18 protein-coding genes are annotated in these 17,805 nt (G+C 63.6%); 13 read left to right on the forward strand and 5 right to left on the reverse strand.

Translation table 11 applies throughout. The features are described 5' to 3' along the window. Window positions 1–83: 83 nt before the first annotated feature. The 4 genes from ACF8FG_RS07025 (at window position 84) to ACF8FG_RS07040 (ending at window position 3,608) form a co-directional block, all read left to right on the forward strand. Window positions 84–881 carry a hydroxymethylpyrimidine/phosphomethylpyrimidine kinase gene (locus tag ACF8FG_RS07025; protein WP_019437044.1) on the forward strand — a complete coding sequence of 266 codons (798 nt, stop codon included), beginning with the start codon at window positions 84–86 and terminating at the stop codon, window positions 879–881. 13 nt (window positions 882–894) lie between these two features. Then, window positions 895–1,518: a thiamine phosphate synthase gene (gene thiE, locus ACF8FG_RS07030; protein WP_004576913.1), complete on the forward strand. Its 624-nt coding sequence runs from the start codon at window positions 895–897 to the stop codon at window positions 1,516–1,518. A 16-nt stretch (window positions 1,519–1,534) separates the two neighbouring features. After that, window positions 1,535–2,818, forward strand: a complete 1,284-nt coding sequence (gene hemL / locus ACF8FG_RS07035; RefSeq protein WP_003249773.1) for a glutamate-1-semialdehyde 2,1-aminomutase — start codon at window positions 1,535–1,537, stop codon at window positions 2,816–2,818. Between the two features lie 244 nt (window positions 2,819–3,062). After that, window positions 3,063–3,608, forward strand: coding sequence for a tetratricopeptide repeat protein (locus tag ACF8FG_RS07040; RefSeq protein ID WP_014592525.1), 546 nt, complete (start codon window positions 3,063–3,065; stop codon window positions 3,606–3,608). 3 nt (window positions 3,609–3,611) lie between these two features. On the opposite strand, the gene ACF8FG_RS07045 is transcribed toward ACF8FG_RS07040, so the two are convergent. Further along, window positions 3,612–3,938, reverse strand: a complete 327-nt coding sequence (locus tag ACF8FG_RS07045) for a DUF1820 family protein (protein WP_003249769.1) — start codon at window positions 3,936–3,938, stop codon at window positions 3,612–3,614. 232 nt (window positions 3,939–4,170) lie between these two features. Here ACF8FG_RS07045 and ACF8FG_RS07050 point away from each other — a divergent pair, with 232 nt between their 5' ends. Genes ACF8FG_RS07050 through lnt form a run of 4 tightly spaced genes read left to right on the forward strand, consistent with a single transcriptional unit; the run spans window position 4,171 to window position 8,026 of the window. Further along, entirely contained in the window at window positions 4,171–5,169 is a 999-nt protein-coding gene (locus ACF8FG_RS07050; RefSeq protein WP_014592526.1) for a PhoH family protein, read from the forward strand. Next, a complete protein-coding gene (gene ybeY / locus ACF8FG_RS07055; RefSeq protein WP_076402298.1) occupies window positions 5,162–5,635 on the forward strand; it encodes an rRNA maturation RNase YbeY in 474 nt (157 codons plus the stop codon). Before ACF8FG_RS07050 ends, ybeY begins: the two co-directional genes overlap by 8 nt. 25 nt (window positions 5,636–5,660) lie before the next feature. Next, window positions 5,661–6,500 carry an HlyC/CorC family transporter gene (locus ACF8FG_RS07060; RefSeq protein ID WP_003249762.1) on the forward strand — a complete coding sequence of 280 codons (840 nt, stop codon included), beginning with the start codon at window positions 5,661–5,663 and terminating at the stop codon, window positions 6,498–6,500. An 8-nt stretch (window positions 6,501–6,508) separates the two neighbouring features. Beyond that, window positions 6,509–8,026 carry an apolipoprotein N-acyltransferase gene (gene lnt, locus ACF8FG_RS07065; protein ID WP_110160098.1) on the forward strand — a complete coding sequence of 506 codons (1,518 nt, stop codon included), beginning with the start codon at window positions 6,509–6,511 and terminating at the stop codon, window positions 8,024–8,026. A 146-nt stretch (window positions 8,027–8,172) separates the two neighbouring features. On the opposite strand, the gene ACF8FG_RS07070 is transcribed toward lnt, so the two are convergent. Next, a complete protein-coding gene (locus tag ACF8FG_RS07070; protein WP_014592528.1) occupies window positions 8,173–8,934 on the reverse strand; it encodes a YdcF family protein in 762 nt (253 codons plus the stop codon). Window positions 8,935–9,068: 134 nt separating this feature from the next. Next, entirely contained in the window at window positions 9,069–9,383 is a 315-nt protein-coding gene (locus ACF8FG_RS07075; protein WP_010955411.1) for a hypothetical protein, read from the reverse strand. Window positions 9,384–9,610: 227 nt separating this feature from the next. Between ACF8FG_RS07075 and leuS the strand changes: the two genes are divergently transcribed. From leuS to ACF8FG_RS07100, 5 genes are all read left to right on the forward strand, one after another. Then, a complete protein-coding gene (gene leuS, locus ACF8FG_RS07080) occupies window positions 9,611–12,217 on the forward strand; it encodes a leucine--tRNA ligase (protein ID WP_010955412.1) in 2,607 nt (868 codons plus the stop codon). A 61-nt stretch (window positions 12,218–12,278) separates the two neighbouring features. Continuing rightward, entirely contained in the window at window positions 12,279–12,884 is a 606-nt protein-coding gene (gene lptE, locus ACF8FG_RS07085; protein WP_014592529.1) for an LPS assembly lipoprotein LptE, read from the forward strand. Between the two features lie 39 nt (window positions 12,885–12,923). After that, window positions 12,924–13,961, forward strand: a complete 1,038-nt coding sequence (gene holA / locus ACF8FG_RS07090) for a DNA polymerase III subunit delta (RefSeq protein ID WP_014592530.1) — start codon at window positions 12,924–12,926, stop codon at window positions 13,959–13,961. A 215-nt stretch (window positions 13,962–14,176) separates the two neighbouring features. Continuing rightward, entirely contained in the window at window positions 14,177–14,341 is a 165-nt protein-coding gene (arfA, locus tag ACF8FG_RS07095; RefSeq protein WP_014592531.1) for an alternative ribosome rescue factor ArfA, read from the forward strand. Between the two features lie 60 nt (window positions 14,342–14,401). Next, window positions 14,402–15,718 carry a lytic murein transglycosylase gene (locus ACF8FG_RS07100; RefSeq protein ID WP_014592532.1) on the forward strand — a complete coding sequence of 439 codons (1,317 nt, stop codon included), beginning with the start codon at window positions 14,402–14,404 and terminating at the stop codon, window positions 15,716–15,718. A 33-nt stretch (window positions 15,719–15,751) separates the two neighbouring features. On the opposite strand, the gene ACF8FG_RS07105 is transcribed toward ACF8FG_RS07100, so the two are convergent. After that, window positions 15,752–16,690 (reverse strand): LD-carboxypeptidase, encoded by a 939-nt coding sequence (locus ACF8FG_RS07105; protein WP_392518664.1) that lies wholly within the window; start codon window positions 16,688–16,690, stop codon window positions 15,752–15,754. A 98-nt stretch (window positions 16,691–16,788) separates the two neighbouring features. Next, complete coding sequence (gene lipA, locus ACF8FG_RS07110) at window positions 16,789–17,805, reverse strand: lipoyl synthase (RefSeq protein ID WP_003249742.1); 1,017 nt, start codon at window positions 17,803–17,805, stop codon at window positions 16,789–16,791.

Consider the following 17,805-nt stretch of genomic DNA (forward strand, 5'->3'; position numbering starts at 1 on the left):
AATCGACAACTTGACCGATCGATCAGTAAAACTCGTTTGTCGGACGATCCGCCCAAACAGGTTTGGTGGTAAGCTCGCCGACCATGAATATCTACAGCTCCCGCCCCGTTGTCCTCTGTCTCTCCGGCCACGACCCCAGTGGCGGCGCCGGCTTGCAGGCAGATATCGAAGCCCTGATCGCCCAAGGCTGCCACGCTGCACCTGCAGTGACCGCCCTGACCGTGCAGGATACCGTCAACGTTTCCGACTTCCGCGTGCTCGACCGCGAGTGGGTGCTGGCCCAGGCCAACGCCGTGCTGGCCGACTCCACGGTGGCCGCCGTCAAGTTGGGCATGCTCGGCTCGATCGAGATGGTCGACACCGTCGCCGAACTGCTGGCCGCCCACCCTCACCTGCCGCTGGTCTGCGACCCGGTGCTGCGTGCTGGTGGCGGTGGCCGCCTGGGCAAGGACGAAGTGGGCTACGCCCTGCGTGAACGGTTGCTGCCGCTGGCGACCATCGCCACACCGAACCTGCCCGAAGCACGCATCCTCGCCGAACTGCCCGAGGGCACCGCTGACGAATGTGCCGAGAAACTGTTGCCGTTCTGTAGACACCTGCTGATTACCGGCGGTCACGGCGACGAAGACGAAATCCACAACCGCCTGTACACCCAGGAAGGCCAGCACTTCACCTGGACTTGCCAGCGCCTGCCGGGCAGCTACCATGGCTCGGGCTGCACCCTGGCCAGTGCCCTGGCCGGCCGCCTGGCGCTCGGCGAGCAGCTGGAAAGCGCCGTGCGCACCGCCCTGGACTACACCTGGCGCACCCTGCGTGACGCCGAGCAACTGGGCAAGGGCCAATACGTGCCGCGCCGCCTGCCCCTGGACTTCTGCTCCTGATACGAGGCTTTCAATGAAGCTACGCGGTCTGTACGCCATCACCGACAGCCAGCTGCTCGCCGGCCGTTTCCTGTCCCATGTCGAGGCGGCCCTGGAAGGCGGCGTTTGTCTGCTGCAGTACCGCGACAAGAGCGACGATGCAGCGCGCCGCCTGCGTGAAGCCGAAGGGCTGATGAAGCTCTGCGAGCGTTACGGCACCCAGTTGCTGATCAACGACGACGCCGAACTGGCCGCCCGCCTGGGTGTCGGTGTGCACCTGGGCCAGACCGACGGCCCGCTGACCCCGGCCCGCGCACTGCTCGGCCGCCAGGCAATCATCGGCTCCACCTGCCACGCCAGCCTCGAACTGGCCGCCCAGGCTGCCAGCGAAGGCGCCAGCTACGTGGCCTTTGGCCGCTTCTTCAATTCTGTCACCAAGCCGGGCGCGCCCGCTGCCAACGTCGGCCTGCTCGAGCAGGCCCGCGCCCAGGTGAAACTGCCGATCGCCGTGATCGGCGGCATCACCCTCGACAACGCCGCCCCGTTGGTCGCCCACGGCGCCGACCTGCTGGCGGTGATCCACGGCTTGTTCGGTGCCGACAGCGCGCAGGAAGTCACCCGCCGCGCCCGCGCCTTCAACGCCTTGTTCGCATCCTGATTCGAGAGATACTTCCATGTCCCGTTCCGAAGCCCTGTTCGCCCAAGCCCAGAAGCACATCCCTGGCGGCGTCAACTCGCCGGTCCGCGCTTTCAAGAGCGTTGGCGGCACGCCGCTGTTCTTCAAGCATGCCGAAGGCGCCTATGTCGTTGACGAGGACGACAAACGCTACGTCGACTACGTCGGCTCCTGGGGCCCGATGATCCTCGGCCACGGCCACCCGGACGTGCTGGACTCGGTACGCAAGCAGCTGGAGCACGGCCTGTCCTACGGCGCGCCCACCGCCATGGAAACCGAGATGGCCGACCTGGTCTGCTCGATCGTACCGTCGATGGAAATGGTGCGCATGGTCAGCTCGGGCACTGAAGCCACCATGAGCGCCATCCGCCTGGCCCGTGGCTACACTGGCCGTGACGCCATCATCAAGTTCGAAGGCTGCTACCACGGCCACTCCGACAGCCTGCTGGTAAAAGCCGGCTCCGGCTTGCTGACCCAAGGCGTGCCAAGCTCGGCAGGCGTGCCAGCGGACTTCGCCAAGCACACCCTGACCCTGCCGTTCAACGACATCGCCGCCGTCGAGAAGACCCTGGCCGAAGTTGGCCAGACCGTGGCCTGCATCATCGTGGAGCCGGTGGCCGGCAACATGAACTGCGTACCACCGGCACCGGGCTTCCTCGAGGGCCTGCGCGAGCAATGCGACAAGCATGGCGTGGTGCTGATCTTCGACGAAGTGATGACCGGTTTCCGCGTCTCGCTCGGCGGCGCCCAGGGCCATTACGGCATCAAGCCGGACCTGTCGACCTTCGGCAAGATCGTCGGTGGCGGCATGCCGGTCGGCTGTTTCGGCGGCAAGCGTGAAATCATGGGCTGCATCGCCCCGCTCGGCCCGGTCTACCAGGCCGGCACCCTGTCGGGCAATCCGCTGGCCATGGCCGCCGGCCTGACCACCCTCAAGCTGATCAGCCGCCCAGGCTTCCACGCCGAGCTGACCGACTACACCAGCCGCATGCTTGACGGCCTGCAGCAACGCGCCGATGCCGCTGGCGTGCCATTCGTCACCACCCAGGCCGGTGCCATGTTCGGCCTGTACTTCAGCGGCGCCGACGATATCGTCACCTTCGAAGACGTGATGGCCAGCGATGCCGAGCGCTTCAAGCGCTTCTTCCACCTGATGCTCGACGGTGGTGTATACCTGGCACCGAGCGCATTCGAGGCGGGCTTCACCTCCATCGCCCATGGCGACAAAGAGCTGCAGATCACCCTGGATGCGGCTGAGAAAGCCTTTGCTGCCCTGAAGTGATGGCCAGCCTGTACCGGCCTCTTCGCGAGCAACCCCACGCCTACACTCATGAAAGCGACACCCCCTTGTAGGCGCGGGTTCACCCGCGAAGAGGCCGGCACAGGCAATAATTACGCACGCACAATCAGCTGACTTCCCCAACCAAGCAGAAATTCGAGTAAAACTTTGTAAGGTTGGCGCTGCTTATCCCATAATGTGCCACCAGAGACATTGGCCGCAGCTTTGCAGAGGTAAGTCGATCCCCATGAACCGCACCGGCCGCGCCCTGACCCTGGGCTGCCTGTTGCTTCTTCAGCCCCTGCTGGCCCTGGCGGAGGGCGGTAACTCGTTGCTGATTCCGGCGGCGGGCCGCTGCACCTTGAACGTTCAGCCTGAAGACCTGGCAAACGCCCTCAAGGCCTGCGAGCAGACGGCGACTGCGGGGGATGCCCAGGCGCAATTCGAACTGGGCGAGTATTACTACACGCAAACGCCAAAAAACCTGGGCAAAGCCCTGGACTGGTTCCAGAAGGCATCGCTGCAGGGCCAAGCCGACGCCCAATACCGTCTGGGTGCCATGTTCTTCCATGGCGAAGGGGTCAAGGCCAACAACGTGCAGGCCTACATCCTGCTGAAAATGGCTGCGGTCAATGGCGCCGAAGATGCGCTGGACATGGCCGACGAAGTGACCGAGCAAATGCCCCGCGACGAACTGGAGCATGCCACCCAGGTGCTCGGCCAGATTTTCCGCAAGTACCTGCTCGAACTGCAGAACGCCGAAGGGCGCACGCCGTTCTCGCCGCTTCCCTGAAGGTCACTTTTCCGGCATTGGCATCGGGAACGGCATCACATTGCCGCCGCCCTTGGCCTCGCTGATCTTCGCCGTGCCCAGGCGCTCCACCTCATCGATGCGCACAATCGAGTGCATCGGCACGAAACTGCGGACCACTCCGTCGAACTGGCTCTTGAGCTTCTCCTCACTCGGGTCCACTACCAGTTGCGAGCGCTCTCCGAACACGAACTCCTCGATTTCCAGAAAACCCCACAGGTCACTCTGGTAGATCTGCTTGGCGTACATCTCGAAGACCTGACCCTGGTTCAGGAAGATCACTTTATAGATGGCGGGTTCGCGTTTGCTCATGTTCGGCCAGATAACACATGCGTAAGAAAAGGTAGGCATGATACCTGTTCTGGCCTGTTCACGGGTGGACCCGCGCCCACAGGATCCCCACCAGCCTTGCAGGAGCGGGTTGACCCGCGGGGAGGCCAGAACAGCCCGTACATACCGTTGAACGTTTCAGTGCTTTCGCCACTGCCATTCAAGGGTTATTCTTGAGTTCAACTCCATCGCCGTCGAGCGGCTAAAAACGACCTTGAACGCACCCATAGAACCCCATCGTTTCATCCTCGAACCCTTCGAGGCCCACCGTTTCGCCAACTTGTGCGGCCAGTTCGACGAGCACCTGCGCCTGATCGAACAGCGCCTGGCCATCGAGATCCGCAACCGTGGCAATCAGTTCGAGCTGATCGGCGAACCCAGGACCACCTCCGCTGCCGAACAGCTGCTGCGCCGTCTCTATCGCGAGACCAAGGCCACCGACCTGTCACCGGAAACCGTGCACCTGTACCTGCAGGAGTCGGCTGTCGAAAACATCGACAACCCGGCCGTCAACGAGGTCAGCGTGTCGCTGCGCACGCGCAAGGGCAACATCCGCCCGCGCGGGCTCAACCAGCAGCGCTACGTCAAGGAAATCCTGGCCAACGACATCAATTTCGGCATCGGCCCGGCCGGTACCGGCAAGACCTACCTGGCCGTAGCCTGCGCCGTGGACGCGCTGGAACGCGAACAGGTGCGCCGCATCCTGCTGGTGCGCCCGGCGGTCGAGGCGGGTGAAAAGCTCGGTTTCCTGCCTGGCGACCTGGCACAGAAAATCGACCCGTACCTGCGCCCGCTGTACGACGCCCTGTACGAAATGCTTGGCTTCGAACACGTGGCCAAGCTGATCGAACGCCAGGTGATCGAAATCGCCCCTCTGGCCTACATGCGTGGCCGCACCCTGAACAACAGCTTCATCATCCTCGACGAAAGCCAGAACACCACGCTCGAGCAGATGAAGATGTTCCTTACCCGCATCGGTTTCGGATCAACTGCGGTGATCACCGGTGACATCACCCAGGTCGACCTGCCCCGTGGCACCAAGTCGGGCCTGGCGCACGTCATCGAGGTGCTGAAGGACGTTCCGGGGATCAGCTTTACCCATTTCCAACCCAAGGATGTGGTTCGTCACCCACTGGTTCAGCGTATCGTCGAAGCCTATGACCGCTTCGAAGCCCGCCAGCCCAAGCCCGAGGCGCCCGGCAAAGATGCTTGAACTTGATATCCAACGGGCCACGGATGCTGCCACTCCAGAAGACGCCGCCTTGCGCCGCTGGTGCGAATTGGCGTTGCGCCAGCGCAGCGCCGACTCGGAAATGACCATTCGCCTGGTCGACGAAGCCGAAGGCCGCGAGCTGAACCACACCTACCGGCACAAGGACTACGCGACCAATGTGTTGTCGTTCCCGGCCGATGTGCCCGATGAGCTGCTCGATATCCCGCTGCTGGGCGACCTGGTCATCTGTGTAGCGGTGGTCCAGCGCGAAGCGGCCGAACAAGGCAAATCGCTGGAAGCGCACTGGGCGCACCTGGTCATCCACGGTTGCCTGCACTTGCTCGGCTATGACCACATCGAGGATGAGGAGGCCGAGGAAATGGAAAGCCTGGAACGGGAATTGCTGGCAGAACTGGGTCACCCTGACCCGTATGCCGATGATGAAACCGACTCAATCACACACTGATACACGAAGGATCACGAGAACCGCCATGAGCGAAGATCGATCGAGCAACGGGCAGAAGTCCTGGCTGGGTAAACTGACCCAGGCTTTTGCCCATGAGCCGAAAAACCGCCAGGAGCTGCTTGAGCTGCTGCGCGAAGCCCATCAGAACAAATTGCTGGACAGCGAAGCGCTGACCATCGTAGAAGGCGCCATTCAGGTCGCCGACCTGCAAGTTCGCGACATCATGGTGCCGCGTTCGCAGATGAACAGCATCAAAGCCGGCCAGTCGCCTCGCGAGTTCCTGCCGGCAGTGATCGACGCCGCGCACTCGCGCTACCCGGTAATTGGCGAAAGCCATGACGATGTGCTCGGGATCCTGCTCGCCAAAGACTTGCTGCCGTTGATCCTCAAGGAGAACGGCGACAGCTTCAACATCAAGGACCTGCTGCGCCCGGCCACCTTCGTACCCGAGTCCAAGCGCCTGAACGTGCTGCTGCGTGAATTCCGCGCCAACCACAACCACATGGCCATCGTCATCGACGAATATGGCGGCGTGGCGGGCCTGGTCACCATCGAGGACGTGTTGGAGCAAATCGTCGGCGATATCGAAGACGAGCACGACGTCGAGGAAGACAGCTACATCAAACCGCTGCCCAGCGGTGATTTTTTGGTCAAAGCGCTTACCCCGATCGAGAACTTCAACGAGTTCTTCGACAGCGAGTTCTCCGATGACGAGTTCGACACGGTCGGCGGCTTGGTGATGAGCGCCTTTGGCCACCTGCCCAAGCGCAACGAAACCACTGAGATCGGGTCTTACAAGTTCCGTATTCTCAACGCCGACAGCCGGCGGATACACTTGCTGCGCCTGACCCCGATCACCCGTTAAGGACAAACATGCGTTGGATCACCCGCCCCGGCTGGCCCGGTAATCTGCTGGCCCTGGCGGCCGGTGCTTCCACCCTCCTGGCCCTGGCGCCGTTCGACATCTGGCCGTTGGCGGTGCTGTCCATCGCGGTGCTCTACCTTGGCCTGCGCGAGCTCAGCCCGCGCCAGGCCATGTGGCGTGGCTGGTGGTTTGGGTTTGGCCTGTATGGCGCCGGCACCTGGTGGATCTACGTCAGCATGAACACCTACGGCGGCGCCTCGCCGCTGCTGGCAATCGTGTTGTTGCTGGCGTTCTTCGCCGCACTGGCCTGGTTCTTCGCCCTGCCCACCTGGCTGTGGGCGCGCTGGCTACGGCGCAACGAAGCACCACTGGCCGACGCCCTGTGCTTCGCCGCCCTCTGGCTACTGCAAGAGGCCTTCCGCGGCTGGTTCCTGACCGGCTTCCCCTGGCTCTACGCCGGCTATAGCCAACTGGACGGCCCGTTGGCCGGCCTTGCGCCGCTGGGCGGGGTATGGCTGATTTCCTTCACCCTCGCCCTCACCGCCGCCCTGCTGTGCAACCTGCACCGCCTGCGCACCCGCCCCTCGTTCCTGGCCGTGGCCAGCGTGCTGTTGCTGGCCCCTTGGGTGCTGGGCCTGGCGCTCAAGGGCCATGCCTGGACCATTCCGGCAGGCGATCCGCTGAAAGTGGCGGCGATCCAGGGCAACGTCGAGCAGGACCTGAAGTGGGACCCCGCGCACATCGACGCGCAACTGGCGCTATACCGCGACCTGAGCTTCAGCTCCAGGCCGGTGGACCTGCTGGTGTGGCCGGAAACCGCCGTTCCGGTGCTCAAGGACCAGGCCCAGGGCTACATCGACGTGATGGGCCGCTTCGCCGCCGAGCGCCACTCGGCGCTGATCACGGGCGTGCCGGTGCGTGAAGAAGTGCACCACCAGCGCCGCTACTACAACGGCATCACCGTCACTGGCGAGGGCGATGGCACCTACCTCAAGCAGAAGCTGGTGCCATTTGGCGAGTATGTGCCGCTGCAAGACGTGCTGCGTGGGGCCATCGAGTTCTTCAACCTGCCCATGTCCGACTTCGCCCGCGGCCCGGAAGACCAGCCGCTGCTGCAGGCCAAGGGCTACCAGATTGCCCCTTACATCTGCTACGAGGTGGTCTACCCCGAGTTCGCCGCCGGCCTGGCTGCGCGTAGCGACCTGCTGCTGACCATCAGCAACGACACCTGGTTCGGCAAATCGATCGGCCCCTTGCAGCACCTGCAGATGGCGCAGATGCGCGCGCTGGAAGCCGGCCGCTGGATGATCCGCGCCACCAACAACGGCGTGACCGCGCTGATCGACCCGTTTGGCCGCATTACCACGCAAATTCCGCAGTTCCAGCAGGCCGTGCTGTATGGCGAGGTGGTGCCAATGCAGCAGCTGACGCCTTACCTGCAATGGCGCTCATGGCCGCTGGCGATTGTCTGTGCATTGCTGCTGGGCTGGGCGTTGCTGGCAGGGCGTATTGCAAAAACCGTCTGATTGGCGATACGCGGCCACTGTAGGAGCGGGTTTACCCGCGAATACGGTAGTCGCGGCAACGGTGAACGGCGGGTGGAGATTGGCCAGCAGGGCAGGCCCTTTCGCGGGCAAGCCCGCTCCTACAGGGGATTATGTAAGCCGGTGAATCAGTAGAACACCCGATACCCCATTAACCCCACCACTTCATTGAACAACTGCCCGCTCTGCCACATCGCCCGGCTCTCTGGCAGCAGACCGCCAAACGGCCGCGCATGATCGCGCCCAAGGAACCCCACCGGCGCCGGCACCACCTCGAACCCCGCCTGTTCAAAACTCCAGCGTGAGCGCTGCATGTGCCAGGCCTGGGTCACCAGCACCACCCGGCGAAACCCCAAAGGCTGCAGCACCTTGGCCGTCAGCTGAGCATTTTCCCAGGTCGTGCGGCTGGCCTCTTCGCGCCATTTCACCTCGACAGCGAAATCTTCATGCAGGCGCTCCGCCATCAGCCTCGCCTCGCTGGGCGGCGTGCCGTAATGCAGTCCACCACTGGTCAACACTGGCAGGCCCGAGGCCTTGGCCAGCCGCGCGGCAAAGCGCATACGCTCCAGTGCCGTGGCCGTGGGCTGGTCACCGCCACCCCAGGCCGGGTCCCCGCGCTCGCGCCCGGCGCCCAGCACCACAATGGCATCCGCCCGGCGCGCCAGGCCGGCCCAGTCGCTCACGGCCAGCGGCGGCTCACTTTCCAGCACACGGGCTGTTTCCTGCACCACCAGCGGCAGGCTCATCAACCACAGGCCACCCAGCCCTACGGTAAAGCAAAGCGCCGCCAACCGGGGCCGACGCGTACGCAGCCACCATGCCGCAAGCAGCAGCAAGAACAGCACGCCCGGCGGCATCAGCCATTGTTTGATGAAGAATCGGATCGGCATCGGCCACACCTCCTTGGCAGGCGTGCAGCCTAGAAGGATCGACGCCGGTCAACAAGTGCGTACCGGCGTCGATCTTGAGTTGTGTGATAGTGAAGAACCGGCGCGCGATAGCCTGCGCCTGGCGTCCTGAACGGCTAGCGATGTGGCAGCGTCCTGGATCTCGCCGTACTGGCGGGGCGTTTCTTGTCCTTGAGCCAGATGATCTTGGCCGATGTCGGCTCCGCTTGTGGGTAACTGCCGACAGGGGCATTGTGGCGCTCCGGAAGGGATTCCAGGTAGGCCTTGATCACTTCGAACTCTGCGTGGCTCAGGCCACGCAACTCAAGCTCAGCTGGCATCTCGTCGCGCAATCGCACCGAGGTCCTGGCCGTTTCCAGTGCCAGGCCAAGCCGGTCGATCAGGCGCTCGTAAAGCTCCGGTCTGATTGCGGGTAGCTGCGTCTCTCCCATCCGTTCACCTCATTGAAGGTAAGAATATCTCCCCCCACACCTGAGCTTAGCGTCGTTGCAAAAAGCAGCCGTGCGCCGCGACCAGCGGGCATTCGCAACGAAGGTTTCCCACGATGCGCGGCGCTGCTGTATGCTACGGCGTTCACTCTAAACGACACCGGAGTGCCGGACGCAGCGAGGTTCCGCTGCCTGGAACAAGGTCTCTTCTCTCTCAGCCAAAAGTAGCCATGCACGAACAATACACGCCCCGTGATATCGAAGCCGCCGCCCAGAAGTTCTGGGACGAGCAACAATCGTTCGCTGTTACCGAACAGCCAGGCAAAGACACCTACTATTGCCTATCGATGTTCCCGTACCCGAGCGGCAAGCTACACATGGGCCACGTGCGCAACTACACCATCGGTGACGTGATTGCCCGCTACCAGCGCATGCTGGGCAAGAACGTCCTGCAGCCGATGGGCTGGGACGCTTTCGGCATGCCCGCGGAAAACGCGGCGATGAAAAACAACGTCGCCCCGGCCAAATGGACGTACGAAAACATCGACTACATGAAGACCCAGCTCAAGAGCCTGGGCCTGGCCATCGACTGGGCACGTGAAGTCACCACCTGCAAACCCGACTACTACCGTTGGGAGCAGTGGCTGTTCACCCGCTTGTTCGAAAAAGGCATCATCTACCGCAAGAACGGTACCGTGAACTGGGACCCGGCAGACCAGACCGTACTGGCCAACGAACAAGTCATCGACGGCCGTGGCTGGCGTTCGGGCGCGCTGATCGAGAAGCGCGAAATCCCGATGTACTACTTCCGCATCACCGATTACGCCGACGAGCTGCTGGAGAGCCTCGACGAGCTGCCGGGCTGGCCTGAACAGGTCAAGACCATGCAGCGCAACTGGATCGGCAAATCGCGCGGCATGGAAGTCCAGTTCCCGTACGACAAGGCCAGCATCGGCCACGAAGGCACCCTCAAAGTCTTCACCACCCGTCCGGACACGCTGATGGGCGCCACCTACGTCGCCGTCGCCGCCGAGCACCCGCTGGCCACCCAGGCTGCGCAGGGCAACCCGGCGCTGCAGGCGTTCATCGATGAGTGCAAGAGCGGCAGCGTTGCCGAAGCCGACATGGCCACGCAGGAGAAGAAAGGCATGGCCACTTCCCTGCTGGTCGAGCACCCGCTCACTGGCGAGAAGCTGCCAGTATGGGTCGCCAACTACGTGCTGATGCACTACGGCGATGGCGCGGTAATGGCCGTGCCGGCCCACGACGAGCGCGACTTCGAGTTCGCCCACAAGTACAACCTGCCGGTCAAGGCCGTGGTGCGTACCAGCGCTGGCGATGAAGTCGGCAGCGAGTGGCAGGCCGCCTATGGCGAGCACGGCCAGCTGATCAACTCCGCCGAGTTCGACGGACTGGACTTTGCTGGCGCCTTCGACGCCATCGAAGCGGCCCTGATCCGCAAGGAACTGGGCAAATCGCGTACCCAGTTCCGCCTGCGCGACTGGGGTATCAGCCGCCAGCGCTACTGGGGCTGCCCGATCCCGATCATCCACTGCCCGTCCTGCGGCGACGTACCAGTACCGGAAGACCAGCTGCCGGTCACCCTGCCGGAGAACGTGGTGCCGGACGGCGCCGGTTCGCCACTGGCGCGCATGCCTGAATTCTACGAATGCAGCTGCCCGAAATGCGGTGCTGCGGCCAAGCGCGAAACCGACACCATGGACACCTTCGTCGAGTCGTCCTGGTACTTCGCCCGCTACGCCTCGCCAAACTACGACAAAGGCCTGGTCGACCCCAAAGCCGCCAACCACTGGCTGCCGGTAGATCAGTACATCGGCGGTATCGAACACGCGATCCTGCACCTGCTGTACGCGCGCTTCTTCCACAAGCTGATGCGCGACGAAGGCCTGGTCACCTCGAACGAGCCATTCAAGAACCTGCTGACTCAGGGCATGGTGGTCGCCGAAACCTACTACCGCGTTGCCAGCAACGGCGGCAAAGACTGGTTCAACCCGGCCGATGTCGAAATCGAGCGTGATGCCAAAGCCAAGATCATTGGCGCCCGCCTGAAGACCGACGGCCTGCCGGTGGAAATCGGTGGCACCGAGAAGATGTCGAAGTCGAAAAACAACGGCGTCGACCCGCAGTCCATGATCGAAGCCTACGGCGCCGACACCTGCCGCCTGTTCATGATGTTCGCCTCGCCACCCGACATGAGCCTGGAATGGTCCGACTCCGGCGTCGAAGGTGCCAGCCGCTTCCTGCGCCGTGTCTGGCGCCTGGCTCAGGCTCACGTCAGCCAGGGCCTGCCAGGCAAGCTGGATGTTGCCGCCCTGGACGACGCGCAAAAGGTCATCCGCCGCGCCATTCATGCGGCCATCAAGCAGGCCAGCACCGACGTGGGCCAGTTCCACAAGTTCAATACCGCCATCGCCCAGGTGATGACCGTGATGAACGTGCTGGAAAAGGCCCCGCAAGCCACCGAACAGGACCGCGCCCTGCTGCAGGAAGGCCTGGAAGCCGTCACCCTGCTGCTGGCGCCGATCACTCCGCACATCTCTCACGCGCTGTGGCAGCACCTGGGCCACGCAGGCTCGGTGATCGATGCCGCCTGGCCAAGCGTCGACGAACAGGCGCTGGTGCAGGACTCCATTACCTTGGTGGTTCAGGTCAACGGTAAACTGCGCGGCCAGGTCGAGATGCCTGCCGCTGCCAGCCGCGAAGAAGTCGAAGCCGCTGCCCGCAGCAACGAGAATGTCCTGCGCTTCATCGATGGCCTGACCATCCGCAAGGTCATCGTGGTACCGGGCAAGCTGGTCAACATCGTCGCCAACTGATGAAAACGCCCACCCGCATTGGCTGCGGGTGGGCGGAACAGGCCCAAAAGGGAGCAACAACATGATCAAACGCAATTTGCTGGTAATCGGCCTGGCGGTCATGCTCAGCGCCTGCGGTTTCCAGCTGCGCGGCACCGGCGCCACCGAGCTGAGCGTGAAGGAAATGGACGTCAGCGCGCGCAATGCCTATGGCCCGACCGTGGTCCAGCTGCGTGAAGTGCTGGAACGTAGCGGCGTCAACGTGCACGCTGGCGCACCGTATCGCCTGGTGCTGACCAACGAACAGGAGCGCGAGCGCTCGGCGACCTACAACAGCGGCAACCGTACCGCCGAGTACGAGCTGACCACCAAGCTGGACTACAGCATTCTGGGCCTGAACAACCTGGAGCTGATGAGCGACAAGCTGGAGGTGCGCAAGGTCTACGTGCGTGACGGCTCGAACATCACCGGCTCCGAGCAGGAAGCCAAACGCGCCCGCGAAGAAATGCGCCGCGACCTGGTCAACGCCATGGTCGTACGTTTGCAAATGCTGTCCCCGTCCCAACTGGATGAGCTGCAGCGTAAAGCCGACGAGCGCGCCCAAGCCGAAGCTGCCGCGCTGGAGGCTGCCCGCCGCCAGCAAGCCGAGACGCCTCAGCAATCGCCACTGGAAGTACCGGGCAACTAAGCCCGTGAGGGGCGCCCTCGGGCGCCCCGCTTGCTCCCCATGAAACTCGCCCCCGCCCAACTCAACAAGCACCTGCAAGGCGCCCTGGCACCGGTCTATGTGGTCAGCGGCGACGACCCGCTGCTGTGCCAGGAAGCTGCCGACGCCATCCGCAATGCCGCGCGTCAGCAAGGTTTCGATGAACGCCAGGTGTTCAGTGCCGACGCCAACTTCGACTGGGGCACCCTGCTCCAGGCCGGTGCAAGCCTGTCACTGTTCGCCCAGCGCCGCCTGCTGGAACTGCGCCTGCCCTCGGGCAAGCCCGGTGACAAGGGTGCCGCTGCGCTGATGGAATACTGCGCCAACCCCGCCGAAGACACGCTGCTGCTGATCAGCCTGCCCAAGCTCGACAGCAGTGCGCAGAAGACCAAGTGGGGCAAGGCGTTGATCGAAGGCACCCATTGCCAGTTCATCCAGATCTGGCCGGTGGATGTGCACCAGCTCCCTCAGTGGATCAACCAGCGCCTGCAACAGGCCGGCCTGTCAGCCCAGCGTGATGCCGTCGACCTGATTGCCGCGCGCGTGGAAGGCAACCTGCTGGCAGCCGCGCAGGAAATCGAAAAACTCAAGCTGCTGGCCGAAGGCAGCCAGATCACCGTGGAAACCGTGCAGGCTGCCGTCGCCGACAGTGCCCGCTTCGATGTCTTCGGCCTGGTCGATGCCATTCTCAACGGCGAGGCTGCGCATGCCCTGCGCATGCTCGAAGGCTTGCGCGGTGAAGGTGTGGAGCCGCCAGTCATCCTCTGGGCCTTGGCCCGTGAGCTGCGCCAACTGGCGGGGCTAGCCCAGCAGTTCAGCCAAGGCGTGCCATTGGACAAAGCGTTCAGCCAGGCCCGCCCGCCCATCTGGGACAAACGCCGACCGCTGGTCAGCAAGGCCCTGCAGCGCCTCTCGGCGCAACGCTGGGCGCAACTGCTGCAGGATGCCCAGCGAATCGATGCGCAGATCAAAGGGCAGGCTGAAGGTTCGCCGTGGATTGGCCTGGCGCGGCTGTCGCTTTTGATGGCTGGCCAACGCCTGGCCCTGCCTCCCGAGTAACTGCGGCCACTGTAGGAGCGGGTTTACCCGCGAAGAGGCCGGCCCTGCTGGCCAATCTCCACCCGCCGTTCACCGTTGCCGCCGCTACCGTATACGCGGGTAAACCCGCTCCTACATAGGCACCAGCGCCTCGACCATATACACAATCAATTGGCCCCCACCCCTCGGGGGGCCTACAGTGCGCCGCGAAACCCACCCAACCCGGGAAGCCCGCCATGAGCAAAAAGCTGAAAAAGCACGGCCCCAACAAGGCCAAGTCCATCGTTGCCCAGCCACTGTTCCGCTGCCGCCAGGAACAGCCGAACAAGGGCAAAGGCAGCTACCGCCGCGAAGCCTTCCAATCGAGAGATTGGGAGGCTTCCTACTTTTTGGCTGCATGAAAGCATCGCAAGCGCAGGCATGGTATGGTCGTCACCTGACCTGCAACTCTGGATCTGTGCATGCTCTTCCGTCTTATCCCCCGCTGGGAAACCCGCCAGCTGATCGCGGCCTCCAGCTTCATTCTGCTCGTGGCCTGTGCGGAAAAGCCCACCGCCGCCGACGCGCTGCCGCTGGCCCCTGCCCAACCCAATCCCGTGGTGACCGTGCCCGGCGCAACGCCCGACGTCAGCACTGACATCCAGCCCCTGCAAACCTTCGCCCAATGGCAAGCGGGCTTCCGCGAGCAGGCCCTGCAAGCCGGCATTTCGCCGAGCACCTTCGACCGTGCCTTCCTCGGTGTCACCCCCGACCTGGACGTGATCAAGGCAGACCGTAGCCAGCCGGAGTTCACTCGCCCGGTGTGGGAATACCTCGAAGGCGCCCTGTCGCCCCTGCGTGTGCGCAACGGCAAGAAGCTGCTGGAGCAGAACGCCGAGCTGCTGACTCGCCTTGAGCAACGCTATGGCGTGGACCGCCAGGTGCTGGTCGCGGTGTGGGGCATGGAAAGCAACTTCGGCCAGTTCCAGGGCAGCAAGTCGGTAATCCGCTCGCTGGCCACTTTGGCCTATGAGGGCCGCCGCCCACAGTTCGCCCAGGATCAGCTGATTGCCGCGCTGCAGATCATCCAGCATGGTGACATCCAGCCTGAAGCCATGCGTGGCTCGTGGGCCGGCGCCATGGGCCAGACCCAGTTCATCCCGACCACCTACAACACCCATGCCGTTGACTTCGACGGCGATGGCCGCCGCGACATCTGGAACAGCACACCAGACGCCCTGGCCTCAACAGCGCACTACCTGCAGAGTTCGGGCTGGAAACGCGGCCAACCGTGGGGCTTCGAGGTACAGGTGCCGGCGGGCTTCGACTTCTGGCAAGCCGATGGCGCACTGCGCAAACCAGTGAGTGAATGGCTGGCGATGGGCGTGAAACTGCCAGCAGGCACCCAGCTGCCGGCAGGTAGCAACCAGCTGTCTGCCGCCCTGCTGCTGCCGGCCGGTGCACGCGGCCCGGCGTTCCTGGTGCTGGACAACTTCCGCGCCATCCTCAAGTACAACAACTCGTCGTCCTATGCCTTGGCGGTGAGCCTGCTCGGGGATCGCTTCAGCGGCTGGGGCTTCATAGCCGGCAGCTGGCCGAAAGAGGATTTGCCGCTCAGCCGCAGCGAGCGCATGGAGTTGCAGAACCTGTTGAACAGCCGCGGGCATGATGCGGGTAATGCCGATGGCATTATCGGGGCCAATACCCGCAAGGCGATCCGCAATGCCCAGCAAGGGCTGGGCTGGCCGGCGGATGGCTACCCGACCCATAAGCTGCTTGAGAGCCTGCGGCAGCAGTAAGCATTTCGGGGCCGCTGCGCGGCCCCGGTAGTTTCACGCCCTGAACAGATCCTGCTCCAGCACCAGTGTTTGCTGAACACTATCCAGCGTCACCCGAGCCCCCAGGGGCAAACATACATTCGGGTCACAATGCCCGCTGCGCCAGCCCGCCAGCACCGGTACACCCAGCGGTGCAAACGTATCCTCCAGCAATGGTGTCAGCGCGGCTGTGGTAATACCGGCAAAGTCGCCCACCAGCACGCCTTTGATCCCCTCCAGCTTGCCTGCCAGGCGTAACTGGGTCAGCAGCCGATCCACCCTGTACAACGGCTCGTTGACATCCTCGATGAACAGGATGCAGCCCTGGGTATCCAGCTCGGCAAGCGTCCCCATGGTCGCACCCAGCATCGACAGGTTGCCCCCCAGCAGCAGCCCGCTGGCCGCCCCCGGCAGCACGCAGCCCAAAGCGAAACCCGCCGGGTGCGCGACCTGCTCGCCTGCCCTCACATGCCCACCCAGTTGCGCCAGCAACGACGACTCGGTCGGTGGCAACTTGGCCCCCAACAGGTCGGCATTGAGCATTCCCCCATGGAAGGTCACCAGTCCGGCATGCCGGTAGATCGCCGTATGCAGCGCGGTGATGTCGCTGTAGCCGATCAGCGGCTTGGGGTTGCGCCGGATCAGTTCAAAGTCGAGCTGGTCAAGCAGGCGCATGCTGCCGTAGCCGCCACGCATGCACAGGATGGCGTCCATGGCCGGATCGGCAAACGCTGCATGCAAGTCCTGCAGGCGTTGCTGGTCCGGCCCCGCCAAGTAGCCCTGCGCCTGCAGGGCACCCGGGTAGATATGGCAACGGTAGCCGCGGTCAACGAACCACTGGCTGACCTTGTGCGCATCAAGCCGCGCCGCGCCCGCCGGGGCGACAATGGCAAAACATGCGTTGGCCGGCAGCGCGGCTGGCAGGGTGGGTTGGAAGGTTTTGGCGCAATACATCGCGGCTCCTTGCAGCGCATGGGACACAAACAAAAATGCCGATGCCGCCCTTGGGCGCGCATCGGCATCTGTGGCTCTGCTCTAGGCTAGAGCATAGCTCAGAGCTTGATCTTGGCTTCGTGGGCCTGCTGGTCGGCGTGGTACGAAGAACGCACCAGCGGGCCAGAAGCAACGTTCTTGAAGCCCATCTTGTAACCTTCCTCGGCAAACCAGGCAAAGGTGTCCGGGTGAACGAAACGCTGCACCGGCAAGTGGCTGCGCGACGGCTGCAGGTACTGGCCGAGGGTAAGCATGTCGATGTCATGCTCGCGCATGCGGTGCATCACTTCGATCACTTCCTCGTCGGTTTCGCCCAGGCCGAGCATCAGGCCCGACTTGGTCGGTACGTGCGGCACCAACTGCTTGAACTTCTGCAGCAAGTCCAGCGACCAGTCATAGTCCGAACCCGGGCGCGCGGCCTTGTACAGGCGCGGTACGGTCTCGAGGTTGTGGTTGAACACATCCGGCGGCTCTTGCGCGGTGATTTCCAGGGCAACGTCCATACGGCCACGGTAGTCCGGCACCAAGGTCTCCAACTGCACGCCCGGCGACAGCGCGCGGATTTCGCGGATGCAGTCAGCGAAGTGCTGGGCACCACCGTCACGCAGGTCGTCGCGGTCCACCGAGGTGATCACCACATACTTCAGGCGCAGGTCGGCAATGGCAACCGCCAGGTTTTTCGGCTCGTCCAGATCCAGCGGCTTCGGTCGGCCGTGACCAACGTCGCAGAACGGGCAACGACGGGTGCAGATGTCACCCATGATCATGAAGGTGGCGGTACCACCCGAGAAGCACTCGCCCAGGTTCGGGCAGGAGGCCTCTTCACACACGCTGTGCAGTTTGTGCTTGCGCAGCAGTTGTTTGATGCGGTCAACCTCGGGCGACACCGGGATACGCACGCGAATCCAGTCGGGCTTCTTGGGTAGCTCATCGGTAGGGATGATCTTCACCGGGATGCGCGCGACTTTGTCGGCACCACGCAGCTTGACCCCAGCTTCCACCTTCTTCGGCGCTGGGCGCGGGGTGGCATCCTGGGTAGGTATCAGGTTCGGCACGGCTTCTTGCACAGTTGTCAT

Origin of the sequence: Pseudomonas sp. YQ_6 (assembly GCF_043103245.1) — a bacterium.
Classification (GTDB): Bacteria; Pseudomonadota; Gammaproteobacteria; order Pseudomonadales; family Pseudomonadaceae; genus Aquipseudomonas; species Aquipseudomonas alloputida.